At 59.7% G+C, this 18,542-nt stretch carries 15 protein-coding genes; 5 read left to right on the plus strand and 10 right to left on the minus strand.

The features are described from left to right. Positions 1-26: 26 nt before the first annotated feature. Genes JNX03_RS06630 through mraZ form a run of 6 tightly spaced genes read right to left on the minus strand, consistent with a single transcriptional unit; the run spans position 27 to position 6,598 of the window. Positions 27-1,454 (minus strand): UDP-N-acetylmuramoyl-tripeptide--D-alanyl-D-alanine ligase, encoded by a 1,428-nt coding sequence (locus JNX03_RS06630; protein WP_203211615.1) that lies wholly within the window; start codon positions 1,452-1,454, stop codon positions 27-29. Continuing rightward, a complete protein-coding gene (locus tag JNX03_RS06635) occupies positions 1,451-2,932 on the minus strand; it encodes a UDP-N-acetylmuramoyl-L-alanyl-D-glutamate--2,6-diaminopimelate ligase (protein ID WP_203211616.1) in 1,482 nt (493 codons plus the stop codon). Before JNX03_RS06635 ends, JNX03_RS06630 begins: the two co-directional genes overlap by 4 nt. Positions 2,933-2,947: 15 nt before the next feature. After that, positions 2,948-4,735, minus strand: a complete 1,788-nt coding sequence (locus JNX03_RS06640; protein WP_203211617.1) for a peptidoglycan D,D-transpeptidase FtsI family protein — start codon at positions 4,733-4,735, stop codon at positions 2,948-2,950. Next, a complete protein-coding gene (ftsL, locus tag JNX03_RS06645) occupies positions 4,732-5,097 on the minus strand; it encodes a cell division protein FtsL (protein WP_025048854.1) in 366 nt (121 codons plus the stop codon). The genes JNX03_RS06640 and ftsL overlap by 4 nt, the downstream gene beginning before the upstream one ends. A 2-nt stretch (positions 5,098-5,099) precedes the next feature. Beyond that, complete coding sequence (gene rsmH, locus JNX03_RS06650; protein ID WP_203211618.1) at positions 5,100-6,089, minus strand: 16S rRNA (cytosine(1402)-N(4))-methyltransferase RsmH; 990 nt, start codon at positions 6,087-6,089, stop codon at positions 5,100-5,102. Between the two features lie 5 nt (positions 6,090-6,094). Beyond that, positions 6,095-6,598 (minus strand): division/cell wall cluster transcriptional repressor MraZ, encoded by a 504-nt coding sequence (mraZ, locus tag JNX03_RS06655; RefSeq protein ID WP_203211619.1) that lies wholly within the window; start codon positions 6,596-6,598, stop codon positions 6,095-6,097. A gap of 812 nt (positions 6,599-7,410) precedes the next feature. On the opposite strand from mraZ, the gene JNX03_RS06660 reads away from it, so the two are divergent. Further along, the gene (locus tag JNX03_RS06660) at positions 7,411-8,202 is read left to right on the plus strand and encodes a hypothetical protein (protein ID WP_203211620.1); all 792 of its coding nucleotides are present in this window, start codon (positions 7,411-7,413) and stop codon (positions 8,200-8,202) included. Positions 8,203-8,231: 29 nt separating this feature from the next. On the opposite strand, the gene JNX03_RS06665 is transcribed toward JNX03_RS06660, so the two are convergent. Beyond that, entirely contained in the window at positions 8,232-9,305 is a 1,074-nt protein-coding gene (locus JNX03_RS06665; RefSeq protein WP_203211621.1) for an Mrp/NBP35 family ATP-binding protein, read from the minus strand. 521 nt (positions 9,306-9,826) lie between these two features. Between JNX03_RS06665 and JNX03_RS06670 the strand changes: the two genes are divergently transcribed. Then, complete coding sequence (locus JNX03_RS06670) at positions 9,827-10,039, plus strand: DUF1127 domain-containing protein (RefSeq protein ID WP_203211622.1); 213 nt, start codon at positions 9,827-9,829, stop codon at positions 10,037-10,039. A 200-nt stretch (positions 10,040-10,239) separates the two neighbouring features. Here JNX03_RS06670 and JNX03_RS06675 read toward each other — a convergent pair whose 3' ends face one another. Together JNX03_RS06675 and JNX03_RS06680 are read right to left on the minus strand one after the other, a co-directional pair. Next, positions 10,240-10,443, minus strand: a complete 204-nt coding sequence (locus tag JNX03_RS06675; RefSeq protein ID WP_203211623.1) for a helix-turn-helix domain-containing protein — start codon at positions 10,441-10,443, stop codon at positions 10,240-10,242. Then, positions 10,443-10,793 carry a hypothetical protein gene (locus JNX03_RS06680; protein ID WP_203211624.1) on the minus strand — a complete coding sequence of 117 codons (351 nt, stop codon included), beginning with the start codon at positions 10,791-10,793 and terminating at the stop codon, positions 10,443-10,445. The genes JNX03_RS06675 and JNX03_RS06680 overlap by 1 nt, the downstream gene beginning before the upstream one ends. A 92-nt stretch (positions 10,794-10,885) precedes the next feature. Between JNX03_RS06680 and JNX03_RS06685 the strand changes: the two genes are divergently transcribed. Continuing rightward, positions 10,886-11,263, plus strand: coding sequence for a hypothetical protein (locus JNX03_RS06685; RefSeq protein WP_203211625.1), 378 nt, complete (start codon positions 10,886-10,888; stop codon positions 11,261-11,263). A 7-nt stretch (positions 11,264-11,270) separates the two neighbouring features. On the opposite strand, the gene JNX03_RS06690 is transcribed toward JNX03_RS06685, so the two are convergent. Beyond that, positions 11,271-13,613 (minus strand): ATP-dependent helicase, encoded by a 2,343-nt coding sequence (locus JNX03_RS06690; protein WP_203211626.1) that lies wholly within the window; start codon positions 13,611-13,613, stop codon positions 11,271-11,273. A 150-nt stretch (positions 13,614-13,763) separates the two neighbouring features. On the opposite strand from JNX03_RS06690, the gene JNX03_RS06695 reads away from it, so the two are divergent. Beyond that, entirely contained in the window at positions 13,764-14,927 is a 1,164-nt protein-coding gene (locus tag JNX03_RS06695; protein WP_203211627.1) for an alpha-hydroxy acid oxidase, read from the plus strand. A gap of 147 nt (positions 14,928-15,074) precedes the next feature. Next, on the plus strand, positions 15,075-18,515 hold the full coding sequence (locus tag JNX03_RS06700) for a pyruvate carboxylase (protein WP_203211628.1): 3,441 nt from the start codon (positions 15,075-15,077) through the stop codon (positions 18,513-18,515). Positions 18,516-18,542 lie beyond the last annotated feature (27 nt).

Raw genomic sequence — 18,542 nt, forward strand, 5'->3', positions numbered from 1 at the left:
ATGATCGGGAGGCCAGATGGCCCCGTTCAACTCTGGCCGTTGCGATGGCCCATTTTGCGTATGGCGTCAACAACAGCGCCCAGTTTCATCGAAAGAGACCCCTTGGCCAGAACCACATCTCCCGCATGCAAACGGGCTGTCAGCCCCTCCAGCATCTCGGCGGAGGTCTCTGTCCAGTCACCACGCCGGTGTTCGGGCAACAGATCATAAAGCGATTTCATCAGCGGCCCGATACAATGCACAACATCCACCTTCTCCATCGCCTCCAGATGGGCGAGCCCTGCATGCAGCGCGATCTCGTCGCTGCCCAGTTCTTTCATATCGCCCAGAATGGCAATCCGCCGCCCTGCGCGGTTGTGAATGGCATTCTCGCCAACTGCCGATGCTGCCAGCACCTCCAAAGAGGCGGCCATCGAGGTCGGATTGGCGTTGTAGCTGTCATCAATCAGATCCAGCGTCAGGTGATGTTCCACCGGGTCAAGCTGCACCGTTTCGCGCACGCCCCGCCCCTTGTAGGGCGACCAGCGGCCTAGCGATTGCGCAGCGAGCGCCAGATCGGCACCCATCGCCTCCGCCACCGCCAATGCGCCCAGCCCGTTCATCGCAAAATGTCGCCCAGGCGTTGCGATTTTGAACAGCAGCGGCGTGCCATTGGCCTGCGCCTGCACCACGGTGGTATCGGCCTGCACCTGCACCTCTATCAATTTGAAATGCATCGCATGGGTGCCAAACTCCACATCGCGCAATTTGCAATCCACGGCCTTGGCCATCAGGATCGCCGCATGTTCAATATCGGCATTGATCACCGCCACGCCGCCAGGCTGCAGCCCCTCGAACACCGATGCTTTTTCAACGGCGATGCCCGCCACATCGTTGAATGCCTCCAGATGTGCGGCGGCAACTGTTGTGACCATGGCCACATCCGGTTTGGCCATTTTGGCCAGCGGCGCAATTTCGCCGGGGTGGTTCATGCCGATCTCGATGATCGCGAACTCGGTGTCCTGCGGCATCCGCGCCAGCGTCAGCGGCACCCCCCAATGGTTGTTGTAACTGGCGACAGAGGCATGGGTCCGCCCCTGATCCCCCAGCATTGAGAGCAGCATTTCCTTGGTCGAGGTTTTGCCAACGCTGCCTGTGATTGCGGCAACTTTGGCGGCAGTCCGCGCCCGCGCGGCCGCGCCAAGCTGTTCCAGGCCGGTCAAAACATCAGGTACGATCAACAAGGGCGCGTCCGGCGCGACACCTTCCGGCACATGGCTGACAAGGGCTGCGCCCGCGCCTTTTGAAAAGGCCTGCGCCACAAAATCATGGCCGTCACGCACGTCTCTAAGGGCCACGAACAAATCGCCTGCTTCAATCGTGCGGGTGTCGATGGACACCCCGTTGCAGGCCCAGTCTCCCTGAGCCTTGCCGCCCGTTGCCGCCTGCGCCTCTGCGCTGGTCCAAAGTGTCATGCCAGTCTCCCGTCCAGCGCGGCCACCGCAACGCTGGCCTGTTCCACATCATCAAAGGGCAGGATGTCATCACCGACCACTTGCCCGGTTTCATGGCCCTTGCCCGCAACCAGCAACGCATCCCCGGCCCCAAGCATGTCCACGCCGCGCAGAATCGCCTCGGCACGGTCGCCAACCTCGGTTGCCTCGGGCGCACCTTCCAGCACAGCGGCGCGAATGGCCGCCGGCTCTTCGGAGCGCGGGTTGTCATCCGTCACGATCACCAGATCCGCATTTTCCGCCGCTGCCGCGCCCATCAACGGACGTTTGCCCGCATCCCGGTCGCCGCCCGCACCAACAATGGCGATCAAACGCCCCATCACATGGGGGCGCATCGCCGCCAGTGCCGTCGCCACCGCATCAGGCGTATGGGCATAATCGACAAACACGGCCGCGCCATTGTCGCGGGTCGCGGCCAGTTGCATCCGGCCACGCACCGTCGTCAGATGCGGGATCGTGTCGAACACATCCGCCGGATCACCACCGCAAGCGATGACCAACCCCGCCGCCAACAGCACATTGTCGCCCTGAAAGCCGCCAATGAGGTTCAGCCGCTTTTGAAAGGTCTTGCCGCGCCAATCAAACCGGAGATCCTGGCCCGTAGCATCAAATCTCTGAGCTGTCAGATGAAGATCACCGCCATCGCGGCCCACTGTGATCACCTCGCAGCCGCGCGCCTTGGCAATCGCGGCCATGTCCACGCCCTTGGGGTCGTCGATATTGATCACCGCCGTGCCATCCTGCGGCAAAACCCGCGAAAACAGTCCCGCCTTGGCATCAAAATAGGCCTCGAACGTCTGGTGATAGTCCAGATGATCCTGAGTGAAATTGGTAAATCCGGCAGCACGTAGGATCACACCGTCCAATCGCCGCTGATCCAGCCCATGTGACGAGGCCTCCATCGCCGCATGGGTGATCCCGTTCTGCGCGGCCTCGGCCAAGGTCCGGTGCAGTGTGATCGGCTCTGGCGTGGTATGGGCCAACGGGGCGGACCATGCACCTTCAACGCCGGTGGTGCCCAGGTTGACCGCTGGCAGATCCATCTCGATCCAGATTTGCCGCACAAATGTCGAGACCGAGGTTTTGCCATTGGTGCCCGTGACCGCGACCATCGTCTGGGGCTGCGCCCCCGACCACAAGGCTGCCGCCCGTGACAAGGCCTCACGCGGGGCATCGGTGATGACAACAGCTGTGCCTGCCTCCGCCATAAGATCTGCGGCAATCTCGGCCCCTTCGGCATCGGTCAGGACCGCCACCGCCCCCATGCGCAATGCATATTGGATAAATTCAGCGCCATGCACCCGGCTGCCGGGCATCGCGGCAAACAAAAATCCGTCTTTCACGGCGCGGCTGTCCACCGCAACGCCAGTGATATCGGGATTGGCCCCGCCCCGTGCCGTCAGACCAAGGGAGGAAAGGGAAACACACGGGCTGGCCATAGGTTATTCTTTTTGTCAGTTGCTGCTGGTCAGCGTTAGCACAGCGTCGTTTGCAGGTTCAACAGTTGGTCGCACCCCCAAAAGCGGTGCGACGCGCCGGATCATTTCCGCAGCCACCGGAACCGCCGTCCAGCCAGCGGTACGGCGCGGCTTGTCACCCGAACTTTCCACCGGTTCGTCCAGCGTCACAACCAGCACATATTTGGGATCATGCGCGGGAAAGATCGAGGCGAAGGTGGCAATCACCTTGTCCTCGTAATAGCCGCCCGTGGGTTTGGGTTTGTCCGCTGTGCCGGTTTTGCCGCCCACATGATAGCCGGGCACCTCGCCAAAGCTGGCGGTGCCCTTGCTGACCACTTTGCGCAGCATCAACCGCGCCGCTTTGGCCGCGCGTGAGGACATCACCCGCTCGCCCATCTTGGAACGGGGCTGTTTGATCAAGGTCGGCTCCACCTTGAACCCCCCATTTGCAATCGCCGCGTAACCTGCCGCCAAATGCATTGGGCTGGTCGAAATGCCATGACCGTAAGAGATTGTTACGCTGGACAGGTCCGTCCATTTCTTTGGCAACAAGGGTTTGCCCCCTGCGGCCTCGACGATTTCAAAGCCCGTGGGTTCAAAAAAGCCAAGGCTTTTTAGAAATTCCTGTTGGCGTTTGATGCCAATCTCCAAGGCCATCCGGCCGGTGCCTCGGTTCGAGGATTTGACGATGATGTCAGTGACTGACAGCTTGCCGTAGTTCTTGTTGCGGAACTCGCCAATGCGAAACCCGCCAACTTTCATCGGGCCTTTGGTGTCGATCACGGTGTCCGGGTTCACCAGCCCCAGATCAACGGCCTGCGCGGCGGCAAAGATCTTGAAGGTCGAGCCAAGCTCGTAGACCCCCTGCACCGACCGGTTGAACAACGGGCTGTCGGAGGCGTCGCCTTCCACCGCGGGGCGCGGGCGATCATTGGGATCAAAGCTTGGCAAAGAGGCCACGCTGATCACTTCGCCGGTTTTCACATCCATCAACACCGATGTCGCACCCTTGGCGTTCATCAGTTTCATACCGCCAAACAGCACCTGTTCGGCTGCGGCCTGCACTGTCAGATCCAGCGACAGTTGCAACGGCTTGTTGCCGTTGGCCGGATCACGCAGGTATTTGTCGAAATATTTCTCAACTCCCGCAACGCCGATCACCTCGGCAGCATGCACGCCCTCTTTGCCATAGCTGGCACCGCCCATCACATGTGCGGCCAGCTTGCCGTTGGGATAAAGCCGCATGTCGCGCGGCGCAAACAGCAGACCGGGATCACCAATATCATGCACGGCCTGCATTTGCTCCGGGCTGATTTTCTTTTTGATCCACAAGAACTTACGCTTGCCGGTAAAATCCTTCTTGAGCCGTGCCAGATCCAGATCGGGGAAGATCTTGACCAGACCTTCGGCGGCAGCATTGGGATCAACCATATGCAGGGGCTGGGCGTAAAGGGCATGGGTGTCAAAATTCGTGGCCAGCAGGCTGCCATGACGGTCCACGATATCGGCCCGGCTTGCCGAAATGACGGCGCCCGGCGCATGGGTGCGCGGCTCAACCGGTTCGGACATCGCCAAAAGGCCCATACGCCCACCGACAACAGAGAACGCACAAAAGAAACACACGCCCATGATCAGCAAACGGCCCTCGGCGCGTTGCCGCGACTGGTCGCGCATCTGTTCGTGACGGATACGTTTGTTTTCCCGCTCGATCGCGTCGGGATTTTCGCCTTTTTGACGGGCGTCCAGAATGCGGGCAAGCGGGCGGAGCGGCGTGCGGATCATAGCGGATCATCCTGAGAAGAAGTGCCAGAGTTCATGGTGGAGACATCGACCGGATTGGTGATCGGCAACAGCGGCGCAGGGGGATAGGCCACTTGATCCACAAGGCCGAACTGATCCGGCTGCAAGGGCAGAAGGCCCAGCCGGTCAAAGTTGATCACCGACAGATCGCGCAGCCGGTCAGGACGGTTCTGATAGGCCCATTCGGCCCGCAGCACCGCCAGCCTTGCATGGGCCTGCCGGATGCTGGCGTGCAGCTTGTCTGCTTCGCTCAGCGCCGATTGGGTCGCATAATTCTCGCGGTAGGCCCAGAAGGCCAGACCGATCACCGCCAAAGACGTCAGGATGTATAACACCGCTCGCATGATCAGAGCCCCTTTACCATCGGCATCCCGATGGATTTTGCATCAACGCCCCCTGAGGGTGCGTCAGTACGTGTCGCCACCCGCAGCTTGGCCGAGCGGCTGCGCGGGTTGTCTGCCAATTCTTCGGCATCCGGTCCTATCGCCTTGCGCGATTTCACGGTGAACTGCGGCGCGTCGCGCTGCATCTCGGGGGCAAAGCGATTTGCATTGCCGCCCGACCCTGACCGCGCGGTCAGGAACCGTTTGACCATTCTGTCTTCTACAGAATGAAAGGTAACAACGGCCAATTTTCCCCCGGGCTTCAGCGCCCGCTCGGCGGCCATAAGGCCTTGGAACAATTCGCCATATTCATCGTTTACCGCAATCCGGAGCGCCTGGAAGCTGCGGGTGGCGGCATGGGATTGGCCGGGCTTGCTGCGCGGCAACACCCCTTCAATCAGGGAGGCCAGTTCAAGCGTGGTGGTGATCGGCGCCTCGGCCCGCGCACGGCCAATGGCTTTGGCGATGCGGCGGCTGGCGCGTTCTTCGCCGTATTGAAACAGGATGTTGGCCAGCAGCTCTTCTTCGGCCTCGTTGACCAGGTCGGCCGCCGATGGTCCGTCCTGCGACATCCGCATGTCCAGTGGGCCATCCCTCATGAACGAAAACCCGCGTTCCGCGAGATCTAGCTGCATTGAGGACACCCCAAGATCCAGCACAACTCCGTCCAGATCCTGCGCATATTCATCCATCCGCGAAAACACGCCCCGCTGCATCACGATGCGGTCGCCATAGTCGCCCGCCCATTCCGCGGCCATCTCAAAGGCCAGCGGGTCACGGTCCACGCCAATCACGCGCTCAGCGCCTGCCTCAAGCAGGCCGCGCGTATAGCCGCCTGCACCAAACGTGCCGTCCAGCCAAACGCCCTCAACCGGCGCAACGGCCGCCAACAACGGGCGCAACAAGACTGGGGTGTGGGGGGCAGAGGGATGATCAGTGGCCGCAGCAGCCATATCCGTTACTCCCCCGACTTTCCGTCCAGAAAGACCAGAGGATCAAAGTCCTCGGGCAATTCATCTAACCACTCTTCCTCTTTTGCCCGCTCTACGGTGTCGTAGGTTTCAGGCTTCCAGATCTGGAAGGTGTCGCCCGCCGCGATAAAGAAGGCTTCGTTTTCAAGCTCGATTTTCCGGCGCAGTTTGGCCGGCAGAACCAAACGCCCGGTTTCATCTACATTTGTGGGAAAGGACTGCCCGTGAAACAGACGTTGAAGCATCTTGCGCTCCATTGATCCGCGCGGCAGCGCGTCGATCTTGTCGTCCACCTCGTTGATGGCGTCCATTGTATAACATTCAAGATAATTGCGGCGATGATCGCCATAGACAATGACCAGTTCGGGGTTGTTGCCCGATTGCCAGTTCGGGTCACCAGCCTCAAGCACACGGCGAAAAGAGGCTGGGATAGACACCCGCCCCTTCGTATCGACCTTGTGTTGGCTCTCGCCTCTGAACCTGCGGCTCACTGTCTTTGTCCTGCCTGCGCTTAACTGCGCTTTGCTGTTGTCGCGCCCCCGCGAATGCCCCCCACCGATCTTGTGAAATGGAAACGGCGGGTTGATCTGCTGCCACTGATCAACCCGCCGCCCTCGTCCCGCTGTTGCGGGGAAGTCCGACTGCGCGCGCCACCTGGGGGGATGTCTGCTCGCTCGCGCGCCGGATCTCTTGGTCTGATGAAATCGAGGGCCTGTATGAAACCTGCGTGGTTTTTATTGTGTGGGGTCGTTTGGTGCCCCGTGTCCCGTTCTCATCCGATGAAGAAGGGATGCCACGGGAAATCATGGGTGTCTACATTTATTATAGCTAATCGACACAATATCTGGTTTTGCACAAGGCTGAAAAACAAGATTTAGCTAAGAAATGGCTCACAAAATTGGCTCAATTTGCAGTAGATGACCCCAAAGGCACTACATATAGTAGGACATCGACACATCGAAAAAAGTGGGGTAATTTCCCATAAATTTTCGCCCACAAACTTATCCACAAGCAATGTTCACCACTTGTTCCCATCAGTAACTGCAAACCAAGGCAAATTTCAACCCTATTCCCGTGGAATTGATTCGGTTTCGGCAGGTTTCAGCCGGACTTCACGCCCCTGATTGGCATATGGCCCATCTATTCCCGTAAGCCGTCCCATCTAATCCCACAGGTGCCATAGGATCCCAGTTCTGACCTTCCACGCGCTGCAAAATCGCGCCTTACCTTGCGTCCCCCGCGCCAAACCGCCAAAACAGGCGGGCCAGCCCGCACTACGGGCTATTGGGCAGAGGAGCTAAAGATGACCACCGCACTGGCGCTGATTTCCCATGCCATTCGTATGTTGGTGTTCGAAACCGGCACAACGTTGAAAGTTGTGATGCCCGCCATCCTGCTGGTGCTTGGCAGCACATTGGCGTCCGTGGTCTTGTTGCCCGACGCCATCGCCGCGTTGCAAGCCCACCCGGAAGATATGGTTCTGCCCTCCGGTGGGGAACTTGGCTTGCTGGCGCTTTTCGGACTTTGTGCGCTGATGGGCTATGTGCTGATGGCGATCCTGTGGCACCGGCATGTCTTGCTGAGTGGGACCGACCATGCCGACGATCTGCGCCCTTCTGCATCGATTGTATTGTCTTACGTCTGGCGGGCGATCCTTGTCGGCCTCATGCAATTGCTCGCTACCATCCCGATTGTCATTGGCACCGCCGCCATCGGCGCCGTGATTGGGATGACTGCAGGACTGGGCGGCAGCGCATTTTTGGGACTGGTCATCGGGCTGCTGGCCAGTGTGGTCTTTGTCTGGATCGCGCTGCGGCTCTCGGTCGTGCTGCCGGCTGCTGCATTGGGGCAACCAATGAAGATCTTCGAAAGCTGGCGCGAAACTGCGCCGATCTCCGGACCGCTTTGGGGCGTTGCCGCGCTTTTGGCGGCGATCAACATCGGGATCAACGGTCTTGCCGCGATGATCCTGCCAGAGGCCGCCGTGGTCTCAGCCCTGATTTCGGCCTGCGTTTACATGATCGAAGGGTTGGTCTTTGTCTCGGTCCTGACAACCCTATACGGTCATTTGGTGGAAAGGCGCACGTTGGGGTGACATGCGCCTTCGGGCCTAAAGTCCTGCCCCTATGCCATGCCACCTTTGATCAAGCCTTCGGCGATCTGCCCGTAAGCCTTGGCCATCGCGCTGTCCCCCGCCGCGACCGGCGTGCCGCCGTCACCCGCCAACCGGGTCTCCAGATCAATCGGCAAAGTGCCTAGCAAAGGCACGCCGATCTTCTCGGCCTCATCCGCCACGCCGCCGCGGCCAAAGATCTGATGCTCTGCCCCGCAGTCGGGGCACACGAACATCGACATATTCTCGATCAAGCCCAAAACCGGTGTCTTCAGCGTGCCGAACATGTCCAGCGCCTTGCGGGCGTCAATCAACGCCACATCCTGCGGTGTGCTGACCACAATCGCGCCGGTCAGTTCGGACTTGGTGCAAAGAGTCAACTGCACATCCCCTGTACCCGGCGGCAGATCGACCAGCAAAACGTCAAGCTCCCCCCATTCCACCTGTCCCAACATCTGTTGCAAGGCGCCCATCAACATCGGCCCGCGCCAGACGACCGCCTTGCCCTCTTCCATCATGAAGCCGATCGACATCAGCGTGACCCCATGGGCCTGCAAGGGAATGATCGTCTTACCATCAGGGCTGGCGGGCTTTTTGTTGATCCCCATCATACGCGGGACACTGGGTCCATAGATATCGGCATCCAAAAGACCGACCTTGCGCCCGGCCCGTGCCAGCGCCACAGCAAGATTGGTGCTGACCGTGGATTTGCCGACACCGCCCTTGCCCGATCCAATGGCCAAAATGCGTTTGACACCGGATGGTTTGGTTGGACCGTCTTGTGGTTTGGGATGACCGCCGATCTTTAGGGATGGAGGTGCGGCCGGTTTGGCCGCCGGACCATGTGCTGTCAGGGCGACCGTGGCCTGGGAGACACCAGGCAGATCCGCCACGACCTTCTCCGCCGCATCGCGCAGCGGCGCCATGGAACGGGCCACGTCCGCATTTGGCGCCTCAATGACAAAGCGCACCACATCCCCGTCAATGGTCAATGCACGGATCAAATCATGATCCAGAATGCTTTTGCCATCCGGCAGGGCCACACGGGCCAGTGCGGCCTCTACCTCGGCTTTGGTGATGGGCATTGCGAACTCTCCTCTTGTTTGACCCTGAAATGGCAGGTTCTGCCCAAATCACAAGAGGGGCGCGGCGATTTGCGCAATGGCTCTGCGCGCAATGCAAGGGGGCCATCGCAATCCATGCGAATGCTGCATAGCAGCATTGCAAATTTAATTATTGTGCACTTGCAGCATCTGCCCCATCCTAGTCTCATCAGGAAGTCGCAAGGCTCCTTGAGAAAGTTACCAAACAGGCCTACCTCCTCCCGGGCTTGTTTGAATTTGGCGGCGACATTTTCCTCCTCCCTAATGTCGTCGCCCTTTCTTTCTTTTCTCCCCCTTCAAAATCAGCTTCGCCCCACACCGATGCCCTGCACCAAACCGCAGCGCCATTTGTTTCCGTTTTATTAACAACAGGTTGCCGTCACGTCGCCCATGCAAAAACTGCATATCGGCTTTGCCATTACAGCCGTTGTAAGGGTCTGGGAAAGGCGTATGTACCCCTCATCAGACAAGACGATAACGTCATACATATACGAGGTGCCCCGATGGCATACATGAACACAACAACCGCCGCTCACCCTTCTGTATTTGCACAAATCGGTGCATTCTTTGAAGGCGCAGCAACACGCTACAAACAATACCGTCTTTACCGCGCAACCTTTGATGAGCTGAGCGCCCTGAGCAACCGTGAACTGGCCGATCTGGGCCTGAATCGCTCTGACCTGCGCCGCGTTTCGATCGAAGCCTCCCGCGCCTAAGACACCGAGATTGGACGCAACGCACCTCCCTGCCTTTGCGTCCAAAGCAGAGGTCCGCATCACCTTCCTCCTCCCTGATGCTGCGAGACCCTGCGCATAGACCCGAAGCCGACCCTCCCTTGACGCTTCGGGCCGACATAGAAACAGCGACACCTTCCTCCCAAGGTGTCGCTGTTTTCTTTTGTGAGGCCGATGTCGCCTCAGGGCGCCGCTTCAAGCAGGTCTCCGGGCTGGCATTCCAGCACCTCGCAAATCTTGGCCAGCGTTTCAAACCGCACCCCTTTAACCTTACCGGACTTGAGCAGGCTCAAATTCTGCACCGTGATCCCCACCGCTTCGGCCAGATCCTTGGACTTCATCTTGCGTTTGGCCAACATCACATCCAACCGGACAATGATCTGCATCAGACAAACTCCTCGTTCTCGCGGGCGATCCGGATGGCTTCGCGCATCACAAGTCCGAGGAAAAAGAATGCCAGCCCGCTGAACGCCAATCCCAGATTGCCGCTGTCATACCAGAACCGAAGCGGTAAGGGACCGCCCGCATTGTGCCAGGACCGGATCATCGGGCCTACCGCGCCTGCCAGAAGCGAAGTTGTCGCAGAACCAAAGATCAACAGCCCCATCCAAACCAGCCGGCAGGCAATGCGCTGATCAAACACGGCCCCGGCCCGCAGCAACCAAAGCAGCGACGCGCCGGTCAAATAGGCCAGCCAACCCAGTGCCGTGGGAACAAGCCAGACGCAAAAGAACACGATGCGGGTCGTGACGGAGATCTCTGCATAGGGGTCAACCCACCGACTATTCCTTCTGGACCAGAAATTTCCACAGCCTGAACAGCGCCAAAATGGGTGCCAAGAAGGGCTGCGAGCTTGGCGCGAAAGTGGCCAAATGTTCACTGGTCGCTGTGTTATTCCCCAAAGGCATGGATCCCAACGGCAACGGGCTTGCGGGGCTTGGGCAAAGAGCAGGCAAGGAGTTCGCTTCGACCTACGTCAAAAAGCAAAATAAAGGTAAATTCGGGGCCTTTGCCATCAACGGAGCAAGCGATCATGGCTTTTCTTACGGATGGGTCAGCGCCGCCGAAGCAAACGCCGCTGCTATCGAGTTTTGTAACGTCGGCAGTGCCCAAGCGCTTGCCAGGTTGGGCATTGAGGGGCGCAAATGGGCTCGGTCAAACGGATTGGACAAATGCCGTGTGATCGACACCCACTCCCCCGATTGATCAGGCGTTAAAACGGCACATCATCGCAACCTGAGAGAAAGCGGGACACAACTTTCTTTGTGCCCGCTTTTTCAAATTCGACCTCAAGCTTGTCACCCTCGATCCCGATCACCGCGCCATAGCCGAACTTCTGGTGAAACACCCTTTCGCCCATCGTGAAACTGCTCACGGCGTTCATATCGATCGTGACATTGCGGGTTTCTTTGGGCTGGCTCATGCCACGCTCCCCTGCCCGCGCCTGCAGGCGCCGCCAACCGGGGGAGTTATAGACATTCGCCTCCGCCGCCTGATCATGCAGATTGCTGGTCGGCATCGCCGCGCCGTAGCCCCCGCCATAAAGACCGGGGGGCGTCAGCACCTCGACGTTTTCCTCTGGCAGCTCATCAATAAACCGTGACGGCATGGAGGATTGCCATTGGCCAAACACCCGCCGGTTCGCGGCAAAGGAAATAGTACACAGCTCTTCGGCCCGCGTGATCCCCACATAGGCAAGCCGCCGCTCTTCTTCCAAACCCTTGATTCCGCTTTCATCCATCGACCGCTGCGAGGGGAACAAACCATCCTCCCAGCCGGGCAGAAAAACCGCAGGAAATTCCAGCCCCTTGGCCGCATGCAGGGTCATGATCGACACTTTCGCGCCGCCGTCATCGCTTTCATTGTCCATGATCAGGCTGACATGTTCCAAAAACCCTTGCAGGTTCTCGAATTGTTCAAGCGCCTTGACCAGTTCCTTGAGGTTTTCCAGCCGCCCCGGCGCCTCAGGCGTTTTGTCATTTTGCCACATCCCGGTATAGCCGCTTTCGTCCAGAATGATCTCGGCCAGCTCCACGTGGGACATCGTCTCATCGCCCACCATCCGGCCCCAGCGGTCAATCCCGTTGATCAAAAGACGAAGCTGCGCCCCGCCCTTGCCGCCCAAACCGTCATGAGCCAACAAGATCCGCGCGCCCTCGACAAGGTTGGTGCCATGTTCGCGGGCGGTGATCTGGATCTTTTGCTGCGCCTTGTCCCCCAGCCCGCGCTTGGGCGTATTCACAATCCGCTCAAACGCCAGATCATCATCCGGACTGGTCACCACGCGGAAATAGGCCATGGCATCGCGGATTTCCAAACGCTCATAGAAGCGCGGCCCACCAATCACCCTATAGGGCAAACCGATGGTCAAAAACCGGTCCTCAAAGGCGCGCATCTGGTGGCTGGCCCGCACCAGGATCGCCATCTGATCCAGATCCATCGGCGCCTGCCCGCGCGTGCCGCGCTGCATCGCTTCGATCTCATCCCCGATCCAGCGGGCCTCTTCCTCACCGTCCCAATGGCCAATAAGGCGCACCTTCTCGCCGTCCTCGGCCTCGGTCCACAGCGTCTTGCCCAAACGCCCCTCGTTGCCCGCAATCACGCCGGAGGCAGCAGCAAGAATATGCGGGGTCGAGCGGTAGTTCTGCTCCAGCTTGACAACATGCGCGCCCGGAAAATCCGTCTCGAACCGCAGGATATTGCCCACCTCGGCGCCGCGCCAGCCATAGATCGACTGGTCATCATCCCCCACACAGCAGATATTGCGATGCCCCTGTGCCAACAGACGCAGCCACAGATATTGGGCCACGTTGGTATCTTGGTATTCGTCCACAAGGATGAATTTGAACCAGCGCTGATACTGCTCCAGAATGTCCGGATGGGTCTGAAATATCGTGACCATATGCAAAAGCAGATCACCAAAATCCACCGCGTTCAGCTCTTTCAAACGTCGTTGGTATTGATCGTAAACCTCTGTACCGCGGTGATTATACAGCCCCGCATCGGCCGCTGGCACTTTATCGGGCGTCAACGCGCGGTTCTTCCAGCCATCAATGATCCCCGCCAGCATCCGCGCCGGCCAGCGTTTGTCATCGATATTCTCGGCCCGGATCAACTGTTTCAGCAGCCGCAGCTGGTCATCCGTATCCAGTATGGTGAAATTGCTCTTGAGCCCCGCCAGTTCCGCATGGCGGCGCAACAGTTTCACACAGATCGCATGAAATGTGCCAAGCCAGGGCATCCCCTCAACCTGTTGACCAAGCATATGCCCAACGCGGGTCTTCATCTCTCGCGCTGCCTTGTTGGTAAAGGTCACCGCCAAAATCTCGTTTGGCCGCGCCCGCCCGGTGTTCATCAAATGCACAATTCGCGCGGTCAGGGCCTTGGTCTTGCCCGTGCCTGCCCCGGCCAGCATCAACACCGGCCCGTCCATCTGCTCCACCGCGGCCCGCTGCGCGGGGTTCAGCCCGTCCAGATAGGGTTGAGGCCGCGCCGCCATTGCGCGGGCGGACAAAGATGCGCCTTCAAAGGCGTCCATTTCATCAAAACTGCTCATGGCGGTTAACCTAGCCGCTTTCACCGCGCAGGAAAACCCATGTTCTTGGGATGTTCCCCTCCCTTTTTGGCCTTAAATACCTCCGGGGGTTTGGGGGCTGGCCCCCAACTGGCGCTAGACAATTCCGCCCCTCTTGGCGCAAATGCTGATATGGACCTGCACGCCACCTACCCCGCCCTGTCTGACCTGCGCCGCCGCGCCCAAAGGCGGATACCCAAATTTGTGTGGGAATATCTCGACAGCGGCACCGGCAACGAGGCGACAAAGGCCCGCAACCGCGCAGATCTCGACCGCATCGGCATGATGCCGGCGATTCTGGGCGGCGAATTTACCCCGGACCTGAGCATCTCCCTCTTTGGCCAGACACTTCCCCTGCCTTTCGGGTTTTCGCCCATTGGCATGTCCGGTCTGATCTGGCCCGACGCTGAAGGCCACCTCGCCCGCGCCGCGGCCAGGGCGGGCATCCCCTATTCCCTGTCCACCGTCGCCAGCCAAAGCCCCGAAGACCTCGCCCCGCATCTGGGCAGCCACGGCTGGTTCCAGATGTATCCGCCCCGCGATCCCGAGATCCGCAAGGATATGTTGCAGCGTGCCAGATCCGCCGGGTTCAACACTTTGATCCTGACCGTAGATGTGCCCGTGGCCAGCCGCCGCGAAAGACAGGTGCGATCGGGTCTGACCAACCCGCCAAAATTGACACCGCGCCTGATGGCGCAAGTGGCGATGCGTCCGGCCTGGGCCTTGGGCATGGCACAGCGCGGCATGCCGCATATGCGGATGCTGGACAAATACACAAGTGACGCCACCGCCAATCTGTCCCCCACGGCCCATGTGGGCTACCTGCTGCGCACGGCGCCCGATTGGGAGTATGTCAAATGGCTGCGCGATCATTGGGACGGGCCATTTGTCATCAAAGGCGTGCTGCGCCCTGAAGATGCAGCACAGCTGGAAAGCCTTGGCGTAGATGGCATCTGGGTGTCCAATCACGCGGGTCGCCAGTTTGATGGCGCGCCGTCCAGCATCGCCGCACTTCCGGCCATTCGGGACGCAACAGACCTGCCTGTGATCTTTGACAGCGGTGTGGAAAGTGGCCTTGATATCCTGCGGGCAATGGCCCTCGGCGCGGATTTTGTCATGTTGGGCCGCGCCCCGCATTTCGCACTTGCAGCGCTGGGTCCGAGGGGCGTTGATCACCTGATTGACCTGCTTGCCAAGGATCTCAGCGCCAATATGGGCCAATTGGGCGCAACAGACCTAAAAAACCTGCCCGCCCCGATTGCGCTAACAGAAAATCCTGTAAAACCAGCCCTGTAAAGGAAAAATTGACGTTGGGGCAGTTGACCCTGCGCGCCAATCCTTACGAAACCTTTCGCAATTGTTACAAAACCGTCGCAGGAGGGATTGCGCTGCATCGCAGCATCCTTAAAGTGCGGCCAAATTCAATCGTCGAGGATCTGCCCCATGCCCGATTTTTCCAAAGTCCTGATCGCCAACCGCGGCGAAATTGCCATTCGCGTCATGCGTGCCGTCAGCGAGATGGGCAAGACAACAGTGGCCGTCTATGCCGAAGAGGACAAGCTGGGTCTGCACCGGTTCAAGGCAGATGAGGCCTACCGCATTGGCGAAGGATTGGGGCCAGTGGCCGCCTATCTGTCGATTGACGAGATCATCCGCGTGGCCAAGGAATCCGGCGCGGATGCGATCCACCCCGGCTATGGTCTGCTCTCGGAGAACCCCGATTTTGTTGACGCCTGCGAAAACAACGGCATCACCTTTATCGGGCCCAAGGCAGAAACCATGCGGGCCTTGGGCGACAAGGCATCCGCCCGCCGCGTCGCCATGGAGGCCGGTGTGCCGGTCATTCCCGCCACCGAGGTGCTGGGCGATGACATGGACGCTATCCGCGCCGAGGCAGCCGAGGTCGGCTATCCCCTGATGCTCAAGGCGTCATGGGGCGGTGGCGGGCGCGGCATGCGCCCGATCCACGGCGAGGCCGAGCTTGAGGAAAAAGTGCTGGAGGGCCGCCGCGAGGCCGAGGCCGCCTTTGGCAATGGCGAAGGTTATCTGGAAAAGATGATCATCCGCGCCCGCCACGTCGAGGTGCAGATTTTGGGCGACAAACACGGGGAAATCTATCACCTGTTTGAACGCGATTGTTCGGTACAGCGCCGCAATCAAAAGGTCGTGGAACGCGCCCCTGCCCCCTATCTGACCGAAGAACAGCGCGCCGAGATCTGCGAGCTGGGCCGCAAGATCTGCGCCCATGTCGGCTATGAATGTGCTGGCACTGTTGAATTCCTGATGGATATGGAAACGGGCAAATTCTACTTCATCGAGGTGAACCCGCGGGTGCAGGTGGAACATACCGTCACCGAAGAGGTCACCGGCATCGACATTGTGCAGGCGCAGATCCTGATCGCCGAGGGCAAGACCATTGCCGAGGCCACAGGCAAGAACGCACAGGACGAGATCCGCCTGAATGGTCACGCCCTGCAAACACGGGTCACCACCGAAGACCCGCTGAACAATTTTATCCCCGATTATGGCCGCATCACCGCTTACCGCTCGGCCACCGGCATGGGCATCCGCCTGGATGGCGGCACCGCCTATGCGGGCGGGGTGATCACCCGCTATTACGACAGCCTGCTGACCAAGGTCACGGCCTGGGCGCCAACCCCGGAAAAGGCGATCTCCCGGATGGATCGCGCCCTGCGGGAATTCCGTGTGCGCGGCGTCAGCACCAACATTGCCTTTGTGGAAAACCTGCTCAAGCATCCGACGTTCTTGAACAACGAATACACGACCAAGTTCATTGACGAGACGCCCGAGCTGTTCCAGTTCAAAAAGCGCAAGGACCGCGGCACCAAGGTTTTGACCTATATCGCCGACATCACCGTGAACGGGCATCCCGAGACCAAGGATACCCCGCGCCCCTCTGTGCAATTGCGCGACCCAAAGCCGCCCGCCACCAAGGCAGATCCGATGATGGGCACCCGCAACCTTCTGGAACAGAAAGGCCCGCAAGCCGTGGCCGACTGGATGGGCCAACAACGCCAGCTGTTGATCACCGACACCACCATGCGCGACGGGCACCAATCCTTGCTGGCCACGCGGATGCGCAGCCACGACATGATCAAGGTCGCCCCCGCCTATGCCGCCAACCTGCCGCAACTGTTCTCGATGGAATGCTGGGGCGGCGCGACATTTGACGTGGCCTACCGGTTCTTGCAGGAATGCCCATGGCAGCGCCTGCGCGATCTGCGCGCCGCCCTGCCCAATGTGATGACGCAGATGTTGCTGCGCGCCTCAAACGGTGTGGGCTACACCAACTATCCTGACAATGTGGTGCAGAAATTTGTCGCCACGGCCGCCGAAACCGGGGTCGATGTCTTCCGCGTCTTTGACAGCCTGAACTGGGTAGAGAACATGCGCGTCGCAATGGATGCCGTGGTCGAGGCGAACAAGGTCTGCGAAGGCACGATCTGCTACACCGGCGATATCTTTGACCCGAACCGCGCCAAATATGACCTGAAATACTATGTCCAGATGGGCAAGGATCTGAAGGCCGCTGGCGCCCATGTGCTGGGCCTGAAGGATATGGCCGGACTTTTGAAACCGGCGCAGGCCCGCGTGTTGATCAAGGCGCTCAAGACCGAGGTTGGCCTGCCGATCCACTTCCACACGCACGACACGGCGGGCATTGCCTCTGCCACCATCCTTGCGGCCTCCGAGGCCGGTGTGGATGCGGTGGATTGCGCCATGGACGCGCTCAGCGGCAATACCTCACAAGCGACGCTTGGGTCCGTGGTTGAGGCGCTCAAACACACCGACCGCGACACCGGTCTGGATATGAACGCAGTGCGCGAAATCTCTGACTATTGGGAAGCGGTACGCGGCCAATACAGCGCCTTTGAAACCGGCATGCAGGCGCCTTCCTCAGAGGTGTATCTGCACGAAATGCCCGGCGGCCAGTTCACCAACCTCAAGGCGCAGGCCGCCTCGCTTGGCCTTGACGACCGCTGGCCAGAGGTCGCCCGCACCTATGCGGATGTGAACCAGATGTTCGGCGATATCGTCAAAGTGACGCCCTCCTCCAAGGTTGTGGGCGACATGGCGTTGATGATGGTCTCCCAAGGGCTTTCCCGCGCCGATGTGGAGAACCCCGAAACCGATGTCGCCTTTCCCGACAGCGTTGTTGACATGATGCGCGGCAACCTGGGCCAGCCTCCCGGCGGCTTCCCGGAGGGGATCGTCAAAAAGGTGCTCAAGGGCGAAGCGCCCAACACCGAACGCCCCGGCAAACACCTTGAACCGGTCGATCTCGAAGCCGTCCGCGCCGAGCTGTCGGCAGAGCTGGACGGCATGGCCATCGACGATGAGGATCTCTGCGGCTATCTGATGTATCCCAAGGTCTTCCTCGATTACATGGGCCGCCACCGCAGCTATGGCCCGGTGCGCACCTTGCCGACGCAAACCTTCTTCTATGGCATGGAACCGGGCGAAGAAATCTCGGCCGAAATTGACCCCGGCAAGACCCTCGAAATTCGCATGCAAGCGATGAGCGAGACCACCGAAGACGGCGAAGTAAAAGTGTTCTTTGAACTCAACGGCCAGCCGCGTGTGATCCGGGTGCCGAACCGATTGGTCAAATCTACAACCCTGCAACGGCCCAAGGCCGAGGCGGGTAATGAGAATCACATCGGCGCGCCGATGCCGGGGGTTGTGGCCTCTGTCGGGGCCGTGGTTGGGCAAACCGTGCACGCAGGTGACCTCCTGCTGACCATCGAAGCGATGAAGATGGAAACCGGCATCCACGCCGAGCGCGACGCGGTTGTGAAGGCCGTGCATGTGCAGGCAGGTGGCCAGATCGACGCCAAAGACCTGCTGGTCGAGTTGGAATAAAGGCTATCAGCAGGGCGGTTCAACGCC

This window comes from Sulfitobacter mediterraneus (assembly GCF_016801775.1).
Classification (GTDB): Bacteria; Pseudomonadota; Alphaproteobacteria; order Rhodobacterales; family Rhodobacteraceae; genus Sulfitobacter; species Sulfitobacter mediterraneus_A.

Bases quoted from the DNA above. Each gene is read 5' to 3' on its own strand.
- JNX03_RS06690 (WP_203211626.1), bottom strand. From the start codon at position 13,613: ATGAGCAGTTTTGATGAAATGGACGCCTTTGAAGGCGCATCTTTGTCC.
- JNX03_RS06685 (WP_203211625.1), top strand. From the start codon at position 10,886: ATGGGTGCCAAGAAGGGCTGCGAGCTTGGCGCGAAAGTGGCCAAATGT.
- JNX03_RS06700 (WP_203211628.1), top strand. From the start codon at position 15,075: ATGCCCGATTTTTCCAAAGTCCTGATCGCCAACCGCGGCGAAATTGCC.
- JNX03_RS06695 (WP_203211627.1), top strand. From the start codon at position 13,764: ATGGACCTGCACGCCACCTACCCCGCCCTGTCTGACCTGCGCCGCCGC.
- JNX03_RS06675 (WP_203211623.1), bottom strand. From the start codon at position 10,443: ATGCAGATCATTGTCCGGTTGGATGTGATGTTGGCCAAACGCAAGATG.
- JNX03_RS06670 (WP_203211622.1), top strand. From the start codon at position 9,827: ATGGCATACATGAACACAACAACCGCCGCTCACCCTTCTGTATTTGCA.
- JNX03_RS06630 (WP_203211615.1), bottom strand. From the start codon at position 1,454: ATGACACTTTGGACCAGCGCAGAGGCGCAGGCGGCAACGGGCGGCAAG.
- ftsL (WP_025048854.1), bottom strand. From the start codon at position 5,097: ATGCGAGCGGTGTTATACATCCTGACGTCTTTGGCGGTGATCGGTCTG.
- JNX03_RS06635 (WP_203211616.1), bottom strand. From the start codon at position 2,932: ATGGCCAGCCCGTGTGTTTCCCTTTCCTCCCTTGGTCTGACGGCACGG.
- JNX03_RS06640 (WP_203211617.1), bottom strand. From the start codon at position 4,735: ATGATCCGCACGCCGCTCCGCCCGCTTGCCCGCATTCTGGACGCCCGT.
- JNX03_RS06665 (WP_203211621.1), bottom strand. From the start codon at position 9,305: ATGCCCATCACCAAAGCCGAGGTAGAGGCCGCACTGGCCCGTGTGGCC.
- JNX03_RS06660 (WP_203211620.1), top strand. From the start codon at position 7,411: ATGACCACCGCACTGGCGCTGATTTCCCATGCCATTCGTATGTTGGTG.
- rsmH (WP_203211618.1), bottom strand. From the start codon at position 6,089: ATGGCTGCTGCGGCCACTGATCATCCCTCTGCCCCCCACACCCCAGTC.